Genomic DNA, 20,248 nt, shown 5'->3' on the forward strand with positions numbered 1-20,248 from the left:
CCAGCGCCCGCCCTCACCCCCCTGCCCCTCTCCCGCAAGCGGGAGAGGGGAGCACACCACCAGCGTGCTAGGACTTCCCGCTGCCCCCACCCTCCTCATCATGCAAATGCTCGATGATCGCCGCCACCCTGTCCCCCAGGTACTTGTTGGCCGAGATCTCCAGCGCCCGCATCATCTCCGTCTCCGCCATCACCAATGCCAGCGGGCGGATGCGCCACAGGATGTCGACCAGCCGCGGCACGTCCTGCGGTGGCGGCAGCTTGCCTTCGCCGAAGCGGTCCAGCTCGCGCACCACGGTGGCGACGATGTGGTCCGATATCGCCTGGAAATGCCCGCGCGACTGCGCGATGATCTCCAGCACGTCTTCCAGCGCAAAGCCCGCGTGGGCGATCTCGGCGCCCGCGGCCAGTGCGCGCGGGCTGCGTGCCAGGTAGCCCAGCCCATCCGGTTCCAGCAGCCCCAGCGAAATCGCCTTGGCCAGCGCCGGGCGCGAGATCGCGCGGCCGAACAGACGCGCCAGCGCCAGGTAGGAGTAGTGCCGCGGGGTTTCGTTGGTCCACGGGCTGCTGATGGCCGTCTCCAGCCCCAGGATCGAGCGCAGGTCGTGCCCTTCGACGATGGCCTTGAGCAGCTCGGTGATATTGGCCAGCGTGTAGCCGCGCGCCAGCAGGTGGTGGATCAGCTTGAGCCGCCCCAAGTGCGCCTGCGTGTAGATGCCCACGCGCCCGCGCCGCTGCGGCGGGTCGATCAGGCCGCGGTCCTGGTATGAGCGCACGTTGCGCACCGTGGTGCCGGCCACGCGCGCCAGTTCGTCGATGGTGTACTCCGGGGCAGGCGGCGGTCCGGATGCGGCGGACGCCGTGCGGGTCGGGGACGAGGATTGGCGGCGCCGGGTCAGTGTCATGCAAAAATTCTAACCGACGAACGCGGCAGGCAAAGTCGCCGCGGGTTTTGCCGATAATGCAGGCATTGCCCCCACCGCGACCGCCCGCTCTCCATGCATATCCGCTGGCTCGAAGACTTCGTCTGCCTGGCCCAGGCCGGCAGCCTCGCGCGCGCCGCCGAACTGCGCAACGTGACCCCGCCCGCCTTTGGCCGGCGCATGCAGGCGCTGGAGGTCTGGGCCGGCGCCCCGCTGATCGACCGCAGCGCCTTCCCGGTGCGGCTGACCGCCGAAGGGCGCCAGTTCCTGGAAGCCGCGCAGAGCGCGCTGCGCACGCTCGACGACACCCGCCTGGCGCTGCGCGCCGCGCATCGCGCCGACGCCAGCACCGTGACCATCGCCACCGGCAAGACGCTGGCGCGCTCGATGGTGCCGGCCTGGCTGGCGGGATTGCGCGAGGCACTGCGCCATGACCCCGCCGCGGCTGGCTTCCGCACCCGCCTGTCGACCTTCCCGATGCACGACGCGCTGGCGATGTTCGCCGAGGGCGATGCCGATTTCCTGCTGTGCTACAGCCCGCCCGACCTGCCGGTGATGCTGGACGACGCGCGCTACCAGTTCCACCTGGCGGGCGTGGAGCGGCTGGTGTGCGTCAGCGCCGCCGATGCGCACGGCGCGCCACTGCACCGGCTGGGGACGGGGAAGGCCGCCGGCAAGAGCGCGGCCAGGCCGGTGCCGATGATCGCCTACGCCGAGACCCTGACGCTGGGCCGCATGGTCAACCAGGAGATCGCGCGCCGCAAGCTGGCGCCGCGGCTGGACGTGATCGCCGTCAGCGACTTTGCCGAGTCCGTGCACGAGATGGTGCGCCAGCGCATGGGCCTGGCGTGGCTGCCCGCGCGGCTGATTGCCGATGACCTGCGCGACGGCCGGCTGGTGCGCGCCATCGCCGCCGCGCGCGAGGACGACGGTGGCGACCTGGCACTCGATATCCGCCTGTACCGCCCGCGCGCGCCGATGCGGCCGCTGGCCGAGGCCTTCTGGCAGGCGGCGGTGCAGGCGCCGCGCTGAACCGCGCCGGCGCCCCTTGCCGAATTGGCAATCGCGGTTGCCAAAGCCGCACGGCCGGCCCGGTTCCGCGCTTCTACCATCGGTCCACAACCATTATTCCGGGACCTCGAGCCAAGACCATGAAAACCACCCTGCGCGCGGCCGCTGCCGCACTTTGCCTTGCCGCATCCGCCGGCGCCATCACCCAGGCCGCGGCCGCCACCTGGCCCAACAAGCCGATCACGCTGGTGGTGGGCTACACCGCCGGCGGCAGCGTCGACCTGGTGGCCCGCACCATCGCGCCGGAACTGGGCAAGCGCCTGGGCCAGAGCGTGGTGATCGAAAACCTGGGGGGCGCCGGCGGCACCATCGGCGCGGCCAAGGTGGTCAAGGCCGAAGCCGATGGCTATACCCTGCTGATGGGCTCGGGCAGTGAAGTCTCGATCGCCCGCCTGACCAACCCGGCGGTGCGCTATGACGGCGAGAAGGACCTGGCGCCGGTGACCTTCGTCGGCACCCAGCCGATGGTGCTGGTCGGCAAGCCCGGCCTGCCGGCAAAGAACGCGGCCGAGCTGATCACGCTGGCCAAGGCCCAGCCCGGCAAGCTGTCGTATGCCTCGTCCGGTGTCGGCACCCCGCTGAACCTGGCGGGCGAGCTGATCAAGCAGCAGGGCAAGGTCGAGATCACGCACGTGCCGTACAAGGGCGCGTCGGCCATGGCCACCGACCTGCTCGGCGGCCAGATCGACCTGGCGGTGATGGTGCTGTCGTCGGCGCTGCCGCATATCCAGGCCAACCGCGTGCAGGCCTACGGCGTGACCGGCGCCAAGCGCTCGCCGGTGGCGCCGAACGTGCCCGCGCTGGCCGAGACCCCCGCGCTCAAGGGCGTGGACATGGGTGTGTGGTTCGGCCTGATGGGTCCGGCCAGCTTGCCCAAGCCGGTGGTCGAGCGCCTGAACACCGAGATGCAGGCCGTTCTGGCCATGCCTGACGTGAAGAAGAAGCTGGCCGAGGCCGGCGTGGAAGTGGCGCCCGCCAATCCGGCGCAGTTCGGCAGCTTTATCAAGCGCGAGACCGGGCGTTATCGCACGATTGTGCAGACGGCGGGGATTCGCGAGTAAGCGATGTAATGAGCGAAATCGCTCTTGCATACGCTCACCCTCACCCCCGCCCCTCTCCCGCGTGCGGGAGAGGGAAGAACGCAATCGGCGACAGTGGGGCTGCAGCTTCACTGGATCTGCCGGTTTGCTCCCCTCTCCCGCCTGCGGAAGAGGGGCGGGGGTGAGGGCCGGCGCTGGCAGTACCGCTACCCTCATCCAACCCATCTCAAACACGACCCGGCCGGCACCGACCCGCCAGGCACCCTGAACGCACCAACTCCCATGACCCACCAGCCCACACCGATCGACGCCTACCCCGTCGACGTCGCCTTCCCCGACATCCGACCCTACGCCGCCGGCAACACCGGCATCCCCTACCTGTACACCTTCGACAGCGGCCAGCCCGGCCCGCACGTGATGGTCAACGCGCTGACCCACGGCAACGAAGTCTGCGGCGCCATCGCCGTCAAGGCGCTGCTCGACCACGGCCTGCGCCCGCGCCGCGGCCGCCTGACGCTGGCGTTTGCCAACGTCGACGCGTACCACCGCTTCGATCCCGCCAGGCCGGATGCGTCGCGCTTCGTCGACCAGGACTTCAACCGCGTCTGGACCGCAAAGGTGCTCGATGACGCCAGCCTCGATTCATCGGAACTGCGCCGCGCGCGCGCCATGCGGCCGGTGATCGACACCGTCGACCTGCTGCTGGACCTGCATTCGATGCATGAGAAAAGCCGGCCGCTGATCGTCTCCGGCCCGCTCGACAAGGGCATCGCGCTGTCGCGCGCGCTCGGTGCGCCGGCCGATGTGGTCGTCGACGAAGGCCACCCCGAAGGCCGCCGCATGCGCGACTACGATGGCTTTGGCGATGCCGCCAGCCCGCGCAACGCGCTGCTGATCGAATGCGGCCAGCACTGGGAACCGGCCGCCGTGACAGTGGCGCAGGACAGCACCGCGCGCTTCCTGCTGCATGCCGGCATCGTCGCGGAAGGCGACCTGCCGGCCGGCTGGCTGCAGCCGCTGCCCGCCGCGCAGCGCGTGGTGCGCGTGACCGAGCCGGTGGTCGCCACCAGCATGGACTTCCGCTTTGCCGGCCCCTACACCGGGCTGGAGACCTTTACCGAGGCCGGGACCGTAATCGGCTGGCGCGACGGCGAGCCGGTGCTGACGCCGTATCCGGATTGCGTGCTGGTGATGCCGTCGCTGCGCCAGTTGCGCCCGGGCGTGACCGTGGTTCGCCTGGGCCGGCTGGAGCGCTGACCCGGGTACGCTGGGCCGGGCGCGGCTGCGCCCGGCAGGATGCTGCGCACAGGGACATGGCGCGGCCCTCCGGTTGACTGCAGATGGTCTATGCGGCCGGCGTGGGCCCCGTGCCTGCGGGCGGCGGGGGCGGCGGCAGCATGCCGGGGAACAGCTGCTCGACCAGTTCATCGAGCTTGGACGACGGCTGCACGAAGTTGCTCAGGTTCAGCCCGCCCGCGCTGCGGTTGGCGTTGTAGACCGCCTTGCCGACCCGGTCGCCGTTGCGGAACACGGTGATGTCCGCGTTGTTCAGGTACGCCGTCCAGTACCAGGCACCACGCGCCGTGTACAGCGCCACCATCGGGCACGCCGCGATCGAGCTCTGCGCCTGCAGCACCTTCACCTCGAAATTGCGCCGGCGCAGCGACGACAGGAAGTTCTCGACAAAGTCATTGCCGGTGACCGGGTTCACCACCACGCACAGCAGCGTGCCGTTGGCGCCATAGTGGCCCAGCGGGCCGCCGCCGGCCGGCACCTGGAACGCCACTAACGGATCGGTGCGGTCGGGGCGGTCGACCGGCGTCACGGCCTGGTAGGTCGAGCAGCCGGTCAGCAGCAGGCCGAGGCCGGCCGCCAGCAGTGCTTTATGCATGGAAGGTCCTGGATGGCTGGGCGGCGTGCCACGCAAGGCGCAATGGCCACCGCATACCTTCACACTGTAGGCGCCGGCATGCCGATCCAATCGGCCAAACAGAAGCGCAAAACGGCCGCTTCTGGCGCGGCGGATGGCGCCTCAGCCGCCCGCCAGCCGGCCCACCAGCACCAGGCACAGCGCGGCCAGGCAGACCCCGACCACCGCCACCTGCACGCGCGTCACGGGTTTGCCGCCGAACAGCGTCTGGCTCAGCCACGCGGGCGAGATCACGCCGACAAGGGTCGCCACCATGATCAGGATGGCAAGGACGGACAGCACGGATTGCATGGCAGGAAACTCCGGGAATCGTCGCGGGCGATCAGTTGGCGCCGCCGCGCAGCAGGCAGTCGCGCAGCAGCGGCATGCCCTCGGCCAGGCCGGCGCCGTTGCACTCCACCGCCACCTTCTGGCCGCGCCGCACCATGGTGGCGCGGGCTTCCACTTCGCATTCGCGTCCGGCCGGGCCGCAGATCTGGCGCGGCAGCAGCAGCGCGCGCACATTGGCGCCCGGGTCGTTGGTGCGGATATCGACAAAGACCTGCTCGCCTTCGCGGCGGATGCCGCTGGCAACGCCTTCGACGATCAGGTACTGGTTCAGGTAGTCGCGGTCCGCTTGGCCGGGATTGTCGCGGTACGCATTCAGCAGCGCATCGGCCTGCAGCTGCGGCAGGCGGTCGGCGGGGCGTTGCGGGTCGATGCTGACCGGATCCAGCGTGCCGTCGCGCGGCACGCCGCGCACGTCGCTGGCCGCCGCCTGCGCTTGCGCCGGCGCTTCGGCCGGTGCCGCGGGCACGGCACCGCCGACATCGTCGCGGCGGTCATTGCCGGCAAACCACAACATGCCAAGGACAGCCACGGCGACGATGGCAATAAGGATTTGCTGGGTACGGTTCAACATCGGGAAGGTCCTGCGTCAGTGAAAGCGGAAGGCGAAAGGCGGATTATGCGCCCTGCCTCCGGCAAAAGCGTTCGATCGCCGCCACGGCATGGTCGACGCCGCGCTCGGCCGCCACCGCGCGGCCCAGCGTGGCGGCCCGTGCGCGCGTGTCCGGCCGCTCGGTGAAGGCGATCATCGATGCCAGCCGCGCCGCATCGATCTTGTGCCCGGCCACGTGCGGCGGCGCCACCCCCAGCGCCGCCAGCCGGCCCGCCCAGAAGAACTGGTCGCCCGCGAACGGCAGCACGATCGACGGCACCCCCGCCGCCGCCGCCGCATGCGTGGTGCCCGCGCCGCCGTGATGGATCGCCGCGGCCACGCGCGGCAGCAGCCAGTCATGCGGCGTGGGGCCCACCACATGGAAGCTGGCCGGCAACGCGGCCACGTCGATGCCGCTCCAGCCCGGATAGAACAGCGCCCGCCGCCCATCGACCGCCTGCACCAGCGCCGACACCACCTTCTGCCGGTCAAAGCCCGCCATGCTGCCGAAGCCGATATAGAGCGGCGCCTCGCCCGCCGCCAGGAACGCGCGCAGCGCCGGGTCCGGCTGCCAGTCCGGCTGCGGCGGCACGGTCCACGCGCCGGTCACCAGCCAGTCGTCATGCCAGTCAGGCGGACGCGGCACCAGGTGCGGCGACATCGCATATAGCGTCGGAAACGCCGGCCACATCGCCTTGCGCGCCGGCACGCCGAACAGCCTGGCGCGCGCCGCATTGGTGGCATTGCGGAACATCCGCCACAGCACGAAGTTGATCAGGTGATGGCTGGCGCGGTTGGCCCACCCCGGCATGCTCAGCGGCGGCAGCAGCGCCGACGGAAACGCCCGCGTCGGCGAAATCGGGAACATGCCCGCGCCAATCACCGGCTTGCCGAGCTGCTCGCCCACTGACAGCGCCACATACGCCGTCAGCCCCGAAAACACGATGCCATCCGCATCGCGCGCCGCCTGCGCCAGCTGCGCCATCCAGGCCTCGGTGTTGTCCTCGGCAATGCGCCCGAACGCGCGCGTGGCCTCGGCCACGTTGCCGCCCTCGGTCATCAGCTTGTGCAGCGCGCCGCCGGGCGTCAGCGTCTGCTGGATATCGCCGGCCATGGGCGCGAACGGGACGCCGTGCTCCGCAGCCAGCGGCGCCGCCGAGCGTTCGCCCAGCATCAGCACATCGTGGCCGGCGGCCCGCAGGCCCACGGCCAACGCGACGATGGGGCGGCAGTCGCCCTGGGTGCCAAAGGTGATGAGGGTCAGGCGCATTCTTTTGGTGCTATGCCTTGGTATCCACCTGCTATTAGCTTGCTATCAACCAGCCAAGCGTAGTTTGGTCGATATAAGTTGTTGATTTGTATGGGATTTTCAGATCACTAAAGGTTCGTGCGTCATTTTCGCCCCAGATATGGGTAGGCTTGGTCAATAGAACCGCCTCACGGCACGACGCGGTACCGGCGCCATCGCCGCTCGCCAGTAAAGCTGACCTCGCCTCGGGTAATCAGGCCATCCAGCACCCGCTTGAGTTGCCTGATATGGATTTCGCCTCCGACACGATCGTGGATCTCGCCAATGGAGGACTGGGGGTATCTGCGCAAATCCTCCTGGACGAGGGCGGCAAGGCGATGTGGCTCGATCCGCTTTAGGGTGGTGCCCACAGAAAATTGCAGGCTCCGAAGCAGTTCAGGTGCGACAAAGTAGCGCGTGGCCTGGGTGCGTCCTGCCCGATGGACGACGCCCCAATTGAGAAGCCGCGAAATCCAGGGGAGCAGTGCTTCCGTCCCGGGCAACTCTAGCGTCCCAGCAAGCTCTCGCGCCGTCAGTGCGTCATGCTGAGCGAGCAGACCCAACGTGATCCGCTCACGTTGGGTGAGTTGGTATGCCTGGTCAGCCTTGGCGAGGAAGTCGACTACCTCGGGTTTGAGGATGCGCCGGTGCACGGTGACCTGGACCCGGTCATAGGACTCCAGCACTTCCGGCAAGGGCCGGCCTTGCGAAAGCAGGGTCTCGTAGATTTTGTCGAAGCCACTGCCCTCGCGCTCCATCAATTTGAGATCGTGGAACAGGCGCGCAAGATGCTCATTACGGCGAACCGTGGTGTGCAGAACGTTCTGTGGCGTGACCCCCAGTGGCAAGGGACCCGGATTGACAATCTCAAGCCGCTCCGGATGCAGATTGAGGAAGATGTCGCCGCGCTGCGTATAAGGACGATGCACGAGCGCATTCACCAGCAATTCACGAATGACCACCTCGTCGAAGGCCGGAAGCTGTTGCCGATACAGACCATCTGGCAATTCGTGGTGTTCGCGAAAATCCGGAACCTCCAACCATACACTGTCGATCAGCGCCATAGGGCTCAGCGTGTGATCGTCCCACACCAACTTGTTGACCTTTTTCTCGTGCGCGTCGAACTTGATGAACTGTATGACGGGTGCAGAGCTTAGTTGTGCGCGGTGGTACTGCCGGCCCACGCACAGGATACCGAGATGGGTCAGGTAGGGGCCGCGGGCAAGCTGGTAATGATCCAGCGTCTCGTCGGCCGTCTTCTCCTTGATCGACGGTTTGACGCGGTCGGAGGCCCGCAACGCCGCGATCAATCGCTCGCACAGTACCGGGTCAGCTTCAGCGCGAGGTATCTGTAGTGTGGTTAATGTTTCCCAAGGCAGGGCAGCTCGTTCAGACGCCAGTCGCACGACGTCTTCTCCGACCAGAGGCCTGCATTGATCCGCTATGCGAAGGTAATAGCGGCCGTCCGTAGTTGAGGCGATCGAGGCGGAGCGCGGAATGGCCAGATCAATGTACTGTCCGCCATTTTTTGCAGTTACTACCGTCGGAAGGACAGAGACATTGACGGTCAACTCCGAAAGCTTGCGACGCAGTTGGTCAGGCAGCTCCGGTGCGATGCGCTGACCGGCTGGCGGTTCGTTGTGATTGTCTTCGATGCCGATGTGCAGGTGTCCGCCAGTGGCGTTGGCGAATGCGACACAATCCTTGGCCAGGTTTTGCCAGTCGGCAGCCTTGCCCGATACGGCGCGCAGTGATTTGTTGTCAAGCAGCTGTCCTTCTTGGCTCACCGACGCGCTCTCCGCATTTATTTCCCGATACAAAACCGCGTAAAAATCGTCCCCAGCAGATCATCGCTGGTGAACTCGCCGGTAATGCTGTTCAGGTGCTCCTGCGCCAGCCGCAACTCTTCCGCAAACAGGTCCAGCGCCTGCGCCTGGCGTTCGCTCTGGTCAGCGGCCACGTCCAGATGCGATTGCGCCTGCCGCAGCGCGGTCAGGTGCCGCTCGCGCGCGAGGAAGGTGCCTTCGTTGCCGGACTGCCAGCCGATCAGCCGCAGCAGTTCGCGGCGCAGCAGTTCGATGCCGGCGCCGGTGCGGGCGGAGATCCAGATCTCGGTGGGGTTGGGGCCGTTGGCGGCGACCACGTGCGGGCGGTTGCCGGCGAACATGAGCTCGCCCACCGCGGGGGCCTTGTCGATCTTGTTGACGATGCGCACGATCGGCGCGCCCGGCGGCAGCTGGCCGCTGAGCTGGTCGTCGATGGCGTCGTCGATCTCGGACAGGCCGTGGCGCAGGTAGTCGGTGGCGTCGACCAGGTGCAGCACGATGTCGGCGCGGCGGATGGCGTCCCAGGTGCGTTCGATGCCGATGCGCTCGACTTCGTCGGCGGCGTGCTCGCGCAGGCCGGCGGTGTCGATGATATGCAGCGGAATGCCGTCGATCTGGATGGTCTCGCGCACGCGGTCGCGCGTGGTGCCGGCAATCGGCGTGACGATGGCCAGCTCGGCGCCGGCCAGCGCGTTCAGCAGCGACGACTTGCCCACGTTGGGCTGGCCCGCCAGCACCACCGACAGCCCCTCGCGCAGCAGCGCGCCCTGGCGCGCCTGCGCCAGTACCGCGCCGAGTTCCGCGCGGATCGTGGCAAGCTGGCCGCGCGCGTCGGACTGCTCGAGGAAATCGATCTCTTCCTCGGGGAAATCGAGCGTGGCTTCCACCAGCATGCGCAGGTGGATGACCTTGTCCACCAGCTGGCGGATGGCGTTGGAGAACTCGCCCTCCATCGAGCGCGCGGCGGAGCGCGCTGCGGCCTCGGTGCTGGCTTCGATCAGGTCGGCCACGGCCTCGGCCTGGGCCAGGTCGAGCTTGTCATTGAGGAAGGCGCGGCGCGTGAACTCGCCGGGCTCGGCCAGGCGCAGGCCGATGCCGTCGCCGGCCTGCAGGCAGCGCGTCAGCAGCATCTGCATCACCACCGGGCCGCCGTGGCCCTGCAGCTCCAGCACTTCCTCGCCGGTATAGGAGTTGGGCGCCGGGAAATACAGCGCCAGGCCATGGTCGATGACCTTGCCGTGGCCATCGAGAAACGGCAGGTAAGTGGCGTGGCGCGGCTTCAGTGCCTGGCCGCAGACGGCGCGCATCACGGGGCCGACATCGGGGCCGGACACGCGCACCACGCCGATGCCGCCGCGGCCGGGCGCGGTGGCGATGGCGGCAATGGGAAGCTGGGGAGCAGTCATGGCGGTATTGTCGCAGATCGGGTGCGGCTGGCGTGGCACGCCATGGCACGTGGAAAGCGGGCCGCCATGGCTGGCGGGGTGTCAGTTGACGTCGGGCAGCGGCGGCGGCGTGTCGTCGGGCGTCGCCGGCACGCCCAGGCAGTCGGCCATCAGCCGGCGCGCGACGATGCCGTCGACAAGGCTGCCCAGCTTGCCCTGGCGTTTGACCAGCTTGCGATGCAGGCGTTTGCTATAGCGTGCCGGCAGCACCGGCGCCAGGGCCTCGATCACATAGCGCAGTCGTTTGCCGGCAATGCGTAACGCGTGCACCGTACCAGGATCGCCCTGGCGCGCGGCCTTGCCGAGCGCGCGCAGCCGCTTGCGCCCGCGGCGCACGCGCTGGCGGGCAAACGGCGCCAGCCGGCTGCCATCGTTGCGGGCGCGCGCGGCCAGGTGGGCCAGGTGCGCCAGGTCGCGATGCAGTGCGGGCAGCGGCCAGTCGCGGTAGGCGGCCAGCGCCGTCAGCATGGCTTCGCGCGCGCTGTCGCGGCGCATGCGGGCGGTGTCGGCAATGGCGGCCAGCACCGTGTCGTCCGGCTCCAGTTCACGGGCCGGGCCGATGGTCTCGGCCAGGAACACGTCCCAGTCGCGCACCTCGCTGGTGGCGCGCGCCAGCGTACGCAGGTCGCGCTTCCAGCGGTCGCGCTCTTGCCGCGGCAAGGAAGGGCCCAGCGCCCAGACCACCGCACGCGCATGGCGCAGCGCGACGCGCAGCGCGTGCAGGTCTTCCGGGTCGTCGCGGTGGCGCAACTGGTCCAGGCACGCGTCGATGCGCGCCAGGCTGGCTTGCGTCAGTGCGGCAAAGGCAGCGGCGGGCCGCGTCTTGCGGCGCAGCTTGGGGGAATTGGCGTCGGCGTTCATGGCGGTCTGCATGCGGTCAGGCGCGCACGCGGGACGCAGATGCTCTCAGTGTAGGCGACAGCACGCGCTTGGACGGGATGCGGCGCCAACGCCGCTTCGGCGGTTGACACGCCCCGCCCTTCACGCTGGAATGCGCAGATCCCGCCGGGACCAGTGCCCTGACCCCACAAGGAACAGCCATGACCACCGAACAGGAACGGCTACTGCTGCGCGATACCATCGGGGCCGGCTTCCGCCAGGCCGCCTTTGTCAGCGATGTCGGCATCGCGCTGGCGGATTGCGGGCCCGGCTGGTGCGAGTCCACGCTGGCCATCGCGCCGCGCCATCTGCAGCACGGCGGCATCGTCCATGCGGGCGTGCAGGCCACCATGGCCGACCACACCGCCGGCGCAGCGGCGTCCACCATCCTCGAAGCCGGCCAGCACGTGGTCACCGCCGAGTTCAAGATCAACCTGCTGCGCGCGGTGCGCAGCGAACGACTGCGCTGCCGTGCCGACGTGCTCAAGTCCGGCCGCGCGATCATCGTGGTAGAGGCCGACGTGTTTGCCGACGTCCACGGTGAGTCGGTGCTGGTCAGCCGGCTGAACGCCACCATGAGCGTGCTGGACCTGGCCTGAAGCCTTTTCCGTTGAACTTGAAAGGAGCCATCCATGATCGACCACACCGGCGTCGGCGTCAGCGATTACGCCAAGAGCCGCGCGTTCTACCAGGCAGCGCTGGGCGCCATCGGCTACGTGCTGGAGAAGGAGTTCCCGGCCAGCGTCACCGGCAGCACCGACGTGGCCGGCTTCGGCACGCCGGGCCACCCTGATTTCTGGATCCACCGCGGCACGCCCAACCAGCCGCCGGTGCACGTGGCGTTCCGCGTCGACAGCCGCGCGACCGTCGATGCGTTCCATCGCGCGGCACTGGGCGCCGGCGGGCGCGACAACGGCGCACCGGGCCTCCGCCCGCACTACCACCCCGACTACTACGGCGCCTTCGTGCTGGACCCTGACGGGCACAACATCGAGGCGGTCTGCCACAAGCCCGCGTAGCGCCTCAGCGCGTCGCCACGATGAACAGGCGCGGGAACGGCAGCAGCACCGAGCCGTCCGGCAGCGCCGGGTACGCCTTGGCAATCTCGGTCTGGTAGCGCGCCAGGTAGGCGGCGCGCTCGGCGTCATCCAGCGGCTGCAGGAACGGGCGCAGGCCGCTGCCCTTGAACCACTCCACCACCGCGGCCGGGCCGCCGGCGAGCGGATGGTGGTAGGTGGTCAGCCACACGTCCACGCGCTGGCACAGCGGACGCAGCAGTTCGTAATACCAGCGTGCCGGTGCGCGTTCGGCGCGGGCCTTGCTGGCGCCGGCGAGCTTGTCGGCCCAGGGGCCTTCGGCCGCCACGCGGCGCATCAGCTGGTGCGCCGGTTCTTCCAGGTTGTCCGGCATCTGCACGGCCAGCGTGCCGCCGGTTGCCAGCTTCGACACCAGCGCCGGGAACAGGCTGGCGTGGTCGGGCAGCCATTGCAGCACCGCGTTGGCAAGGATCACGTCGTACGGGCCGGCATCGTCCCAGGCACCGATGTCGGCCACGCGGAACTGCACGTCGGGCAGGCGCTTGCGCGCGGCGTCGACCATGTCCTGCGAGCTGTCCAGCCCGGTCACCGACGCACCGGCGTAGCGCGCCAGCAGCACCTCGGTGGAATTGCCCGGACCGCAGCCGATATCCACCGCGCTGCGCGCAATCTCGTTGGGAATGGCAGCCACCAGGTCACGGACCGGGCGGGTGCGTTCGTCTTCGAAGGCGACGTATTGGTGGGCGGACCAGCTCATGGGGACTCTCCTGACGGTAAGGGCAGGCCAGTAGCATACGCCTGCCGCAGAAAGCAGAGGCCAGCCGTAGCCAGCACCGCGGGAACGAGGCTCCCCTCTCCCGCGTGCGGGAGAGGGGTGGGGGTGAGGGCCGGAGCGTCAACGAAGTAAAGGCCGTCGCTATCGCCAACGCCCGCCCTCACCCCCGGCCCCTCTCCCACTTCATGGGAGAGGAGAGCAAACCGCGCGACATTCCAACTCCATCCGTCAACGACCAAACAAAAAGCCCGGCATCGCTGCCGGGCTTCCCGATTACCGCATCTTGCTACAGGCTCAGCTCTTGGCCACCGCCACGGCCTTGCCCTTGCCGAGCATCCGGTTGATCTGCCACTGCTGGGCGATCGACAGGATGTTGTTCACCACCCAGTACAGCACCAGGCCGGCCGGGAAGAAGAAGAACATGAACGAGAACACCAGCGGCATGATCATCATGACCTTGGCCTGCACCGGGTCCGGCGGGGTCGGATTCAGCTTGGTCTGCACGAACATCGACACGGCCATCACGATCGGCAGGATGTAGAACGGATCCGGCACCGACAGGTCATGGATCCAGCCCAGCCACGGCGCGCCGCGCATTTCCACCGACGACAGCAGCACCCAGTACAGCGCAATGAACACCGGGATCTGGATCACGATGGGCAGGCAGCCGCCCAGCGGATTGACCTTCTCGGTCTTGTACAGCGCCATCATCTCCTGGTTCATCTTCTGCGGGTCGCCCTTGTAGCGCTCGCGGATCGACGTCATGCGCGGCTGCAGGTCCTTCATCTTGCCCATGGACTTGTAGCTCGCCGCCGACAGCGGGAAGAACACCAGCTTGATCAGCACCGTCAGCGCGATGATCGACCAGCCCCAGTTGCCCAAGAAGCCATGCAGCTTCTCCAGCAGCCAGAACAGCGGCTTGGCCAGGATGGTCAGCCAGCCATAGTCCTTTACCAGCTCCAGGCCCGGGGCGATCTTCTCGAGCATGTGCTCTTCCTGCGGACCGGCGAACAGGCGCGCGTCGGTGGTCACCGTGGCACCCGGGGCCAGCTGGCCCAGCGGCTGCTGCACGCCCACGCGGTACAGGTTCGGGTCGATCTGCTGGACGTAGAAGCTGTGCTCCTTGCCGGTCTGCGGGATCCAGGCCGAGGCAAAGTAGTGCTGCACCATCGCCACCCAGCCACTGTTGGTGGCGGCCGGCACGCTGGCCTTGCCCTTGGCGACGTCTTCGAAGCTGATCTTGTGGTACTTGTCGGCGTCGGTGTAGATGGCCGGGCCGGTGAAGGTGCTGTAGAACTGCGATTGCTCAACCTTGCTGCCGTCGCGCGCCAGTTCCAGGTACAGCGTCGGCGAGACCGGCGCAGCGCCGCCGTTGGTCACCGCGAACTTGGCGTCGACCACGTAGGTGCCCTTGTGGAACACATAGGTCTTGGTGAACTTGACGCCATTCTTCTCGGCGGTCAGCGCCACTTCCAGCTGCTCGGCGCCGTCCAGCGTGCGCGGGCCCGGGGCGGCGGTGAACACCGTGGTGTGGTTGGGCAGGTCGCCGCCGATCAGGCCCGAGCGGGCCATGTAGGTGCGCACGTTGTCGCGCTCGAACAGCACCACCGGCTTGCCGTCCTTCTCATGCTCCTTGAGCAGCTCCAGGCGCGACACGATGCCGCCGGCGGTGTCGATCTCGGCGCGCACCGTGTCGGTGGTCACCACGATCTTCTCGCCGGTGGGCTGCGCCGCGGCCTGCGGCGCGGCGCCGGCTGCCGGCGCGGCTGCGCCAGGCTGGACGTTGGCCTTGGGCACGTCGCCCTGCGCGGCAGCGCCGCTGGCGGCGGGCGCCGAGGCGGCCTGTTGCGTCGTGCTCGGGAAGAACATCGACGCATGGCCGTTGGCGCGCTGCCAGTTGTCGTAGAGCAGCACGAGGGACATCGAGAAGATGACCCAGAGGATGGTGCGTTTGATATCCATGTCTGGCTGTGGTCGGAGAAATCAGGGTCTGGGCAGACGGATCGCCACGGGCGCATGGCCCGCGGCGGCATGGACGGATGTGTCAGCTTCCGTGCCCGGCACGGGATCATACCCGCCTTGGGCGAAAGGATGGCAACGGCACAGCCGGCAAGCGGCCATCCAGCTGCCGCGCGCGGCGCCATGATGGATGACGGCGTCGCGGGCGTAGTCGGAACAGGTCGGCAGGAAGCGGCACTGCGAGCCCAGGTAGGGACTCAGGGCGATCTTGTAGATTCGCAGCAGGGCTAGCAGGATGCGCTTCATGGCGGGGTGGTCAGGCTGGCTGGCCTGGTGGCTGGCTTTGCGAGGGGCTCGCCGGTGGCGCCGCGGTGGGCGGTGCCGGGGGCGAGGCAGGCGGCGCGGGTGGCGGCAGTGGTTTTGCCGCTACGTCGAGCAGGCTGGCGATTTCCGCCGCGCATGCCCTTCGGACCGCCGCGCGCGTCGCAAATTCCGCGCGCGGAAACTTGGCTTGCAGGCGCAGCAGCACGTCGCGCCCCGCCAGGTGCTCACGGCGCTGGCGGAACAGTTCGCGCGCCATGCGCTTCACCAGGTTGCGCTCGGCCGCGCGCGGCGCGAACTTCTTGCCCACCACCACGCCAAGGCGGCCTTCCGGCCGGTCATTGGCGCGCACGTAGAGCACGAAATGGGGGCTGCGCCGCCGGGGCCGCAAAGCAAAAACGGATGAAAACTCATCCGTCTTTGTAAGCCTCGCGGCTTTGGGGAAGGCATGGGCTGACACGCTGGGTGACACTGGCAAGCGCTCGCAAGTAAGACTGCTGGCGCAAAGCGGCGCCCTGCGGCAAGCTCCTGGCCGACCTGAAGCCGGGGCGGTGGGCGTTGACGGGCACGCGGCACGGCTGCGGTATGCTGCAGCCGGCGCCAGGCGCGCCGTCAGGCCGGTCGCCCGGGCCTCAGATGGCCAGGCGCTTGCGGCCCTTGGCGCGGCGAGCGTTGATGACGGCACGGCCGCCGCGGGTCTTCATGCGCACGCGGAAACCGTGGGTACGCTTGCGGCGGGTAACGGAAGGTTGGTAGGTACGTTTCATGTTGCACTCTCTGGTTGATCTTGGCTTGCCCGACTCCGGCCGGTGCCGGGGTGCCGTGGCCGCCGCGTATGGTTCGCATGGGGCTGCCGCTTGCGAGGGAACTGCAGCGGCGTGTCCGACGATTCTGGTTCTGTCTTAGCTGCCGGCCGAAGGGCGCGCGCTGCAGGCTGGGTAGCCTGTGGGCGCGGACGGCACGGACAGGCCAGACCCGGCGATGCGCATACGTGATCCCCTGCCGCATCGCAGAACCCGCCATTTAAACGATTTTCGGCGACGCTGTCAAGGCGCCCCTCTGTGTGCGACGGCACAATTGCCACACCGCCGCGGAGCCCGTGGTGCGCCATTGTCCACAACGGCCAGTGGGTAACTGAAAGCGCCCCGAGCGCCACCTCTAGCGCACTCATCCACAGGCGAAGTCCCTGTTTTGCCTGAATTTTTGCCCCTTTCCGCACCCCGGAAACCCGCGCCGCAGCAGGGGTTGTGCACATCAATCCACTGCATTTGCACAAGTTGTCCACAGACTTATCCTTTGTGGATAACTCAGGGGCGGGGGTACAATCCGGGTCCAAACACAACACGGGCTGCGTGGCGCAGGCGCAACCCGGGCTCCCACCGCGGCAACGCATGACTTTACGCACGCCAGTGCGGCGAACCTGAAGGCTCGCTGGCGGCGGCATGGCATGTCGCGGAGGCCTGGACCAAGGGTATTGATTCCCAATTCGGTCGAGGCGGCCCGGATTACGCGGCGCATACGCCGCCCGTGGCGTATCCACGCCGCTGAACCAGCGGCGCCGGGTGCGATTACCCAACAACAAACAATGCAAGATTTCTGGCAGGCGGCAGCCGCGCAACTCGAGCGCGAGCTGACGCCGCAACAGTTCAAAACGTGGATCAAGCCGCTGGCGCCCGTTGCGTTCGATGAGGAAACGCATGCGCTGCGGATTGCCGCGCCCAATCGTTTCAAGCTCGACTGGGTCAAGAGTCAGTTTTCGGGGCGCATCACCGCCCTCGCCTGCGAATACTGGGAAGCGCAGGTCAGCGTCCAGTTCGTGCTCGATCCCGCCGCGTCGGGCCGCGCCGCTGCCTATATGCAGCCGGCCCAGCCCGGCATGGGCGCGGGCGGCATGGACCGCATGGAGCATCACGCAGCACCAGGTACGGGCATGGGCGGCTATCCCGGCGCCCAGCCTACCCAATCGTTGGGCGGCCAGCCCCCGTTTGCCATGCCCGGCCAGCCGGGCCAGCCCGGCTATGGCGAATACCCCACCGCGGCCGCGTACGGCCTGGGCCAGCCGCAGTACGGCAACCCGGCCGGCATGCCGTCCGCCGCCCCGGTTCCGGCCGGCGCGCGCGGCCAGGCGCCCGGCATGGGCGGGCAGCATCCCGGCCAGCACCACCCGCAGCACAACGCCGACCTGGGCGAGATCGACGTGGTCCACATGGATCCCGCCGAAGCCAGCGCCCGCTCCTACCGCGCGCCGCAGCAGGCCCAGCATCCGCATGCCGCGATGGGCCACGGCGCCACGCCGATGCCCGGCCACCAGCCCAGCGACACGGTGCATGAGCGCTCGCGCCTGAACCCGATCCTGACGTTCGACAACTTCGTCACCGGTAAAGCCAACCAGCTGGCACGGGCCGCTGCGATCCAGGTCGCCAACAACCCGGGCAAGTCGTACAACCCGCTGTATCTCTATGGCGGCGTCGGCCTGGGCAAGACCCACCTGATCCACTCCATCGGCAACCACATGCTGATGGAGAACCCGCGCGCGCGCATCCGCTACATCCATGCGGAGCAGTACGTGTCCGACGTGGTGAAGGCGTACCAGCGCAAGGCGTTCGACGAGTTCAAGCGCTACTACCACTCGCTGGACCTGCTGCTGATCGACGATATCCAGTTCTTCTCCGGCAAGAACCGCACGCAGGAAGAGTTCTTCTATGCCTTCGAGGCCCTGATTGCCAACCGGGCGCAGGTGATCATCACCAGCGATACCTACCCCAAGGAAATCACCGGCATCGACGACCGCCTGATCTCGCGCTTCGACTCAGGCCTGACCGTGGCGATCGAGCCGCCCGAGCTGGAAATGCGCGTGGCGATCCTGATGAAGAAGGCCGCCGCCGAGAACGTCAACGTTCCGGAAGAAGTCGCCTTCTTCGTCGCCAAGCACCTGCGCTCCAACGTGCGCGAGCTGGAAGGCGCGCTGCGCAAGATCCTGGCGTTCAGCAACTTCCACGGCAAGGACATCACCATCGAGGTGACGCGCGAAGCGCTGAAGGACCTGCTGACGGTGCAGAACCGCCAGATCTCGGTCGAGAACATCCAGAAGACCTGTGCGGATTTCTACAACATCAAGGTCGCTGACATGTACTCGAAAAAGCGGCCTGCCAATATTGCCCGTCCGCGCCAGATTGCGATGTACCTGGCCAAGGAGCTGACGCAGAAGAGCCTGCCCGAGATCGGCGAGCTGTTCGGCGGCCGCGACCACACCACCGTGCTGCACGCCGTACGCAAGATTGCCGACGAACGCAGCAAGGATGCGCAGCTCAACCACGAGCTGCACGTGCTGGAGCAGACGCTCAAGGGCTGAACGGCATAGTCCTGGCTGGAAGTCAGTTTTGAAGGGCCGGCCCCCCGGGGCTGGCATACTGTAGGGTGCGCGCCACGGACAACCCGTGGCGCCTGGGGAATCAACGTCAGCATCGCCGGAGCAACAGTCCGGAAAGTGGCCACCGATAAGGCTTTGCGGTGAGTCGGGCCGGGATGGCAAGCGCAGTCGGGGGCAGCGTGGCTTTTTGTGCACAGCTGTCCCGCCAGCCGGTCCCGCCCCGCTTCACCGCAGCGGCTTATCCTTGGTACAATGGCATATTAACTCCTTGATTCCTAAGTGAATTTGGAGTTGTTTGCGTTCTGCGGTCGCCGACTACAAACGACGAAGGATAAATTCAATGCAATTGGTCAAAACCTCGCGAGACAACCTGCTGCGACCGCTGCAAATCGTGAGCGGCATCGTGGAGCGCCGCCACACCCTCCCGATCCTGGCCAACCTGCTGATTCGCAAGTCCGGGTCGAACGTTTCCTTCCTGTCGACCGACATCGAAATCCAGATCACCACGCATGCGGAATGCGGCGTCGGCAGCGACAGCGTTGCCACCACCGTGGCCGCGCGCAAGCTGCTGGACATCCTGCGCGCCATGCCTGACGGCGACGTAGCCCTGTCGCTCAACGACAAGCGCATGACGGTGCAATCCGGCAAGAGCCGCTTTGCCCTGCAGACGCTGGCCGCCGAAGAATTCCCCACCGTAGCCGAAGCCAGCGAATTCAACGCCAGCGTGACGCTGCCGCAGAAGACCTTCAAGCACCTGCTGGCGATGGTCCACTTCGCCATGGCGCAGCAGGACATCCGCTACTACCTGAACGGCATGCTGCTGGTGGTGGAAGGCAAGAAGGTCATGGCAGTCGCCACCGACGGCCACCGCCTGGCCTACTGCGGCGTGGAGCTGGAGAATGAAGCCGCTGGCGTCGGCTCGCGCCAGGAAGTCATCATCCCGCGCAAGACCATCCTGGAACTGCAGCGCCTGCTGGAAGACAACGACGATCCGGTGACGGTGCAGCTGGCCGCCAACCAGGTCAAGTTCACGTTCGCCAATATCGAACTGATCTCCAAGCTGGTCGAAGGCAAGTTCCCCGACTTCCAGCGCGTGATTCCCAAGGGCTACAAGAACGCCTTCGCGATCGACCGCGTGCGCCTGCAGCAGGCGCTGCAACGCACCGCGATCCTGACGACGGACAAATTCAAGGGCGTGCGCTGCATCCTCGACACGCACATGCTCAAGATCAGCTCCACCAACGCCGACCAGGAAGAGGCGCAGGAAGAGCTGGAACTCGATTACTCGGGCGACGCGCTCGATATCGGCTTCAACGTGACCTACCTGCTCGACGTGCTTGCCAACCTCAAGACCGAGCAAGTGCAGGTCAGCCTCGGCGACTCGAATTCGAGCGCGCTGATCACCGTGCCGGACGACGACAACTTCAAGTACGTCGTCATGCCGATGCGCATCTGATGATCCGGTG

Annotated in this window: 20 protein-coding genes; 7 read left to right on the forward strand and 13 right to left on the reverse strand. The window is 67.6% G+C overall.

The window, feature by feature from the left end; all coding sequences use genetic code 11:
- Positions 1 to 67 precede the first annotated feature (67 nt).
- On the reverse strand, positions 68 to 904 hold the full coding sequence (locus ACOCMH_RS16710) for a MerR family transcriptional regulator (protein WP_427312079.1): 837 nt from the start codon (positions 902 to 904) through the stop codon (positions 68 to 70).
- A 93-nt stretch (positions 905 to 997) separates the two neighbouring features.
- On the opposite strand from ACOCMH_RS16710, the gene ACOCMH_RS16715 reads away from it, so the two are divergent.
- The 3 genes from ACOCMH_RS16715 to ACOCMH_RS16725 all read left to right on the forward strand — a co-directional run bounded on the left by ACOCMH_RS16715 (position 998) and on the right by ACOCMH_RS16725 (position 4,290).
- A complete protein-coding gene (locus ACOCMH_RS16715) occupies positions 998 to 1,954 on the forward strand; it encodes a LysR family transcriptional regulator (protein ID WP_427312080.1) in 957 nt (318 codons plus the stop codon).
- Between the two features lie 119 nt (positions 1,955 to 2,073).
- Entirely contained in the window at positions 2,074 to 3,054 is a 981-nt protein-coding gene (locus tag ACOCMH_RS16720; RefSeq protein WP_427312081.1) for a Bug family tripartite tricarboxylate transporter substrate binding protein, read from the forward strand.
- Between the two features lie 261 nt (positions 3,055 to 3,315).
- Positions 3,316 to 4,290 (forward strand): M14 family metallopeptidase, encoded by a 975-nt coding sequence (locus ACOCMH_RS16725; protein WP_427312082.1) that lies wholly within the window; start codon positions 3,316 to 3,318, stop codon positions 4,288 to 4,290.
- Positions 4,291 to 4,378: 88 nt separating this feature from the next.
- Here the strand turns inward: ACOCMH_RS16725 and ACOCMH_RS16730 are convergent, their stop codons facing one another.
- From ACOCMH_RS16730 to ACOCMH_RS16760, 7 genes are all read right to left on the reverse strand, one after another.
- Positions 4,379 to 4,924, reverse strand: a complete 546-nt coding sequence (locus tag ACOCMH_RS16730; RefSeq protein WP_171516515.1) for an Sbal_3080 family lipoprotein — start codon at positions 4,922 to 4,924, stop codon at positions 4,379 to 4,381.
- Positions 4,925 to 5,065: 141 nt separating this feature from the next.
- Positions 5,066 to 5,254, reverse strand: a complete 189-nt coding sequence (locus ACOCMH_RS16735) for a hypothetical protein (protein ID WP_171516516.1) — start codon at positions 5,252 to 5,254, stop codon at positions 5,066 to 5,068.
- A 31-nt stretch (positions 5,255 to 5,285) separates the two neighbouring features.
- Complete coding sequence (locus ACOCMH_RS16740; RefSeq protein ID WP_427312084.1) at positions 5,286 to 5,864, reverse strand: OB-fold putative lipoprotein; 579 nt, start codon at positions 5,862 to 5,864, stop codon at positions 5,286 to 5,288.
- Positions 5,865 to 5,907: 43 nt separating this feature from the next.
- A complete protein-coding gene (locus ACOCMH_RS16745) occupies positions 5,908 to 7,152 on the reverse strand; it encodes a glycosyltransferase (protein ID WP_427312086.1) in 1,245 nt (414 codons plus the stop codon).
- Positions 7,153 to 7,319: 167 nt separating this feature from the next.
- Positions 7,320 to 8,957 carry an ATP-binding protein gene (locus ACOCMH_RS16750; protein ID WP_427312088.1) on the reverse strand — a complete coding sequence of 546 codons (1,638 nt, stop codon included), beginning with the start codon at positions 8,955 to 8,957 and terminating at the stop codon, positions 7,320 to 7,322.
- Positions 8,958 to 8,974: 17 nt separating this feature from the next.
- Positions 8,975 to 10,402: a tRNA uridine-5-carboxymethylaminomethyl(34) synthesis GTPase MnmE gene (mnmE, locus tag ACOCMH_RS16755; RefSeq protein WP_427312089.1), complete on the reverse strand. Its 1,428-nt coding sequence runs from the start codon at positions 10,400 to 10,402 to the stop codon at positions 8,975 to 8,977.
- Between the two features lie 81 nt (positions 10,403 to 10,483).
- The gene (locus ACOCMH_RS16760; protein ID WP_427312091.1) at positions 10,484 to 11,302 is read right to left on the reverse strand and encodes a CHAD domain-containing protein; all 819 of its coding nucleotides are present in this window, start codon (positions 11,300 to 11,302) and stop codon (positions 10,484 to 10,486) included.
- 179 nt (positions 11,303 to 11,481) lie between these two features.
- On the opposite strand from ACOCMH_RS16760, the gene ACOCMH_RS16765 reads away from it, so the two are divergent.
- Positions 11,482 to 11,919: a PaaI family thioesterase gene (locus ACOCMH_RS16765; RefSeq protein WP_427312093.1), complete on the forward strand. Its 438-nt coding sequence runs from the start codon at positions 11,482 to 11,484 to the stop codon at positions 11,917 to 11,919.
- A gap of 33 nt (positions 11,920 to 11,952) precedes the next feature.
- Positions 11,953 to 12,339, forward strand: coding sequence for a VOC family protein (locus ACOCMH_RS16770; RefSeq protein WP_427312095.1), 387 nt, complete (start codon positions 11,953 to 11,955; stop codon positions 12,337 to 12,339).
- A 4-nt stretch (positions 12,340 to 12,343) separates the two neighbouring features.
- Here the strand turns inward: ACOCMH_RS16770 and tam are convergent, their stop codons facing one another.
- The 5 genes from tam to rpmH form a co-directional block, all read right to left on the reverse strand.
- Positions 12,344 to 13,114 (reverse strand): trans-aconitate 2-methyltransferase, encoded by a 771-nt coding sequence (tam, locus tag ACOCMH_RS16775; protein WP_427312097.1) that lies wholly within the window; start codon positions 13,112 to 13,114, stop codon positions 12,344 to 12,346.
- A 312-nt stretch (positions 13,115 to 13,426) separates the two neighbouring features.
- The gene (gene yidC, locus ACOCMH_RS16780) at positions 13,427 to 15,094 is read right to left on the reverse strand and encodes a membrane protein insertase YidC (RefSeq protein WP_427312099.1); all 1,668 of its coding nucleotides are present in this window, start codon (positions 15,092 to 15,094) and stop codon (positions 13,427 to 13,429) included.
- A gap of 21 nt (positions 15,095 to 15,115) precedes the next feature.
- Positions 15,116 to 15,397: a membrane protein insertion efficiency factor YidD gene (gene yidD, locus ACOCMH_RS16785; protein WP_427312101.1), complete on the reverse strand. Its 282-nt coding sequence runs from the start codon at positions 15,395 to 15,397 to the stop codon at positions 15,116 to 15,118.
- A 10-nt stretch (positions 15,398 to 15,407) separates the two neighbouring features.
- Positions 15,408 to 15,872 carry a ribonuclease P protein component gene (gene rnpA, locus ACOCMH_RS16790; RefSeq protein WP_171516526.1) on the reverse strand — a complete coding sequence of 155 codons (465 nt, stop codon included), beginning with the start codon at positions 15,870 to 15,872 and terminating at the stop codon, positions 15,408 to 15,410.
- Between the two features lie 172 nt (positions 15,873 to 16,044).
- Entirely contained in the window at positions 16,045 to 16,179 is a 135-nt protein-coding gene (gene rpmH / locus ACOCMH_RS16795) for a 50S ribosomal protein L34 (RefSeq protein WP_008650850.1), read from the reverse strand.
- Between the two features lie 818 nt (positions 16,180 to 16,997).
- Here rpmH and dnaA point away from each other — a divergent pair.
- Both dnaA and dnaN read left to right on the forward strand, forming a co-directional pair.
- Positions 16,998 to 18,764 (forward strand): chromosomal replication initiator protein DnaA, encoded by a 1,767-nt coding sequence (gene dnaA, locus ACOCMH_RS16800; RefSeq protein WP_427312103.1) that lies wholly within the window; start codon positions 16,998 to 17,000, stop codon positions 18,762 to 18,764.
- Between the two features lie 358 nt (positions 18,765 to 19,122).
- Entirely contained in the window at positions 19,123 to 20,238 is a 1,116-nt protein-coding gene (gene dnaN / locus ACOCMH_RS16805) for a DNA polymerase III subunit beta (RefSeq protein ID WP_427312105.1), read from the forward strand.
- Positions 20,239 to 20,248: the final 10 nt, after the last annotated feature.

This window comes from Cupriavidus sp. H39, from assembly GCF_050271075.1.
GTDB classification, from domain to species: domain Bacteria; phylum Pseudomonadota; class Gammaproteobacteria; order Burkholderiales; family Burkholderiaceae; genus Cupriavidus; species Cupriavidus necator_B.

Bases quoted from the DNA above. Each gene is read 5' to 3' on its own strand.
- mnmE (WP_427312089.1), bottom strand. From the start codon at position 10,402: ATGACTGCTCCCCAGCTTCCCATTGCCGCCATCGCCACCGCGCCCGGC.
- ACOCMH_RS16745 (WP_427312086.1), bottom strand. From the start codon at position 7,152: ATGCGCCTGACCCTCATCACCTTTGGCACCCAGGGCGACTGCCGCCCC.
- ACOCMH_RS16760 (WP_427312091.1), bottom strand. From the start codon at position 11,302: ATGAACGCCGACGCCAATTCCCCCAAGCTGCGCCGCAAGACGCGGCCC.
- ACOCMH_RS16730 (WP_171516515.1), bottom strand. From the start codon at position 4,924: ATGCATAAAGCACTGCTGGCGGCCGGCCTCGGCCTGCTGCTGACCGGC.
- ACOCMH_RS16715 (WP_427312080.1), top strand. From the start codon at position 998: ATGCATATCCGCTGGCTCGAAGACTTCGTCTGCCTGGCCCAGGCCGGC.
- ACOCMH_RS16735 (WP_171516516.1), bottom strand. From the start codon at position 5,254: ATGCAATCCGTGCTGTCCGTCCTTGCCATCCTGATCATGGTGGCGACC.
- ACOCMH_RS16765 (WP_427312093.1), top strand. From the start codon at position 11,482: ATGACCACCGAACAGGAACGGCTACTGCTGCGCGATACCATCGGGGCC.
- dnaN (WP_427312105.1), top strand. From the start codon at position 19,123: ATGCAATTGGTCAAAACCTCGCGAGACAACCTGCTGCGACCGCTGCAA.
- dnaA (WP_427312103.1), top strand. From the start codon at position 16,998: ATGCAAGATTTCTGGCAGGCGGCAGCCGCGCAACTCGAGCGCGAGCTG.
- ACOCMH_RS16770 (WP_427312095.1), top strand. From the start codon at position 11,953: ATGATCGACCACACCGGCGTCGGCGTCAGCGATTACGCCAAGAGCCGC.
- rpmH (WP_008650850.1), bottom strand. From the start codon at position 16,179: ATGAAACGTACCTACCAACCTTCCGTTACCCGCCGCAAGCGTACCCAC.
- yidD (WP_427312101.1), bottom strand. From the start codon at position 15,397: ATGAAGCGCATCCTGCTAGCCCTGCTGCGAATCTACAAGATCGCCCTG.
- tam (WP_427312097.1), bottom strand. From the start codon at position 13,114: ATGAGCTGGTCCGCCCACCAATACGTCGCCTTCGAAGACGAACGCACC.
- ACOCMH_RS16740 (WP_427312084.1), bottom strand. From the start codon at position 5,864: ATGTTGAACCGTACCCAGCAAATCCTTATTGCCATCGTCGCCGTGGCT.
- ACOCMH_RS16710 (WP_427312079.1), bottom strand. From the start codon at position 904: ATGACACTGACCCGGCGCCGCCAATCCTCGTCCCCGACCCGCACGGCG.
- ACOCMH_RS16720 (WP_427312081.1), top strand. From the start codon at position 2,074: ATGAAAACCACCCTGCGCGCGGCCGCTGCCGCACTTTGCCTTGCCGCA.
- yidC (WP_427312099.1), bottom strand. From the start codon at position 15,094: ATGGATATCAAACGCACCATCCTCTGGGTCATCTTCTCGATGTCCCTC.
- ACOCMH_RS16725 (WP_427312082.1), top strand. From the start codon at position 3,316: ATGACCCACCAGCCCACACCGATCGACGCCTACCCCGTCGACGTCGCC.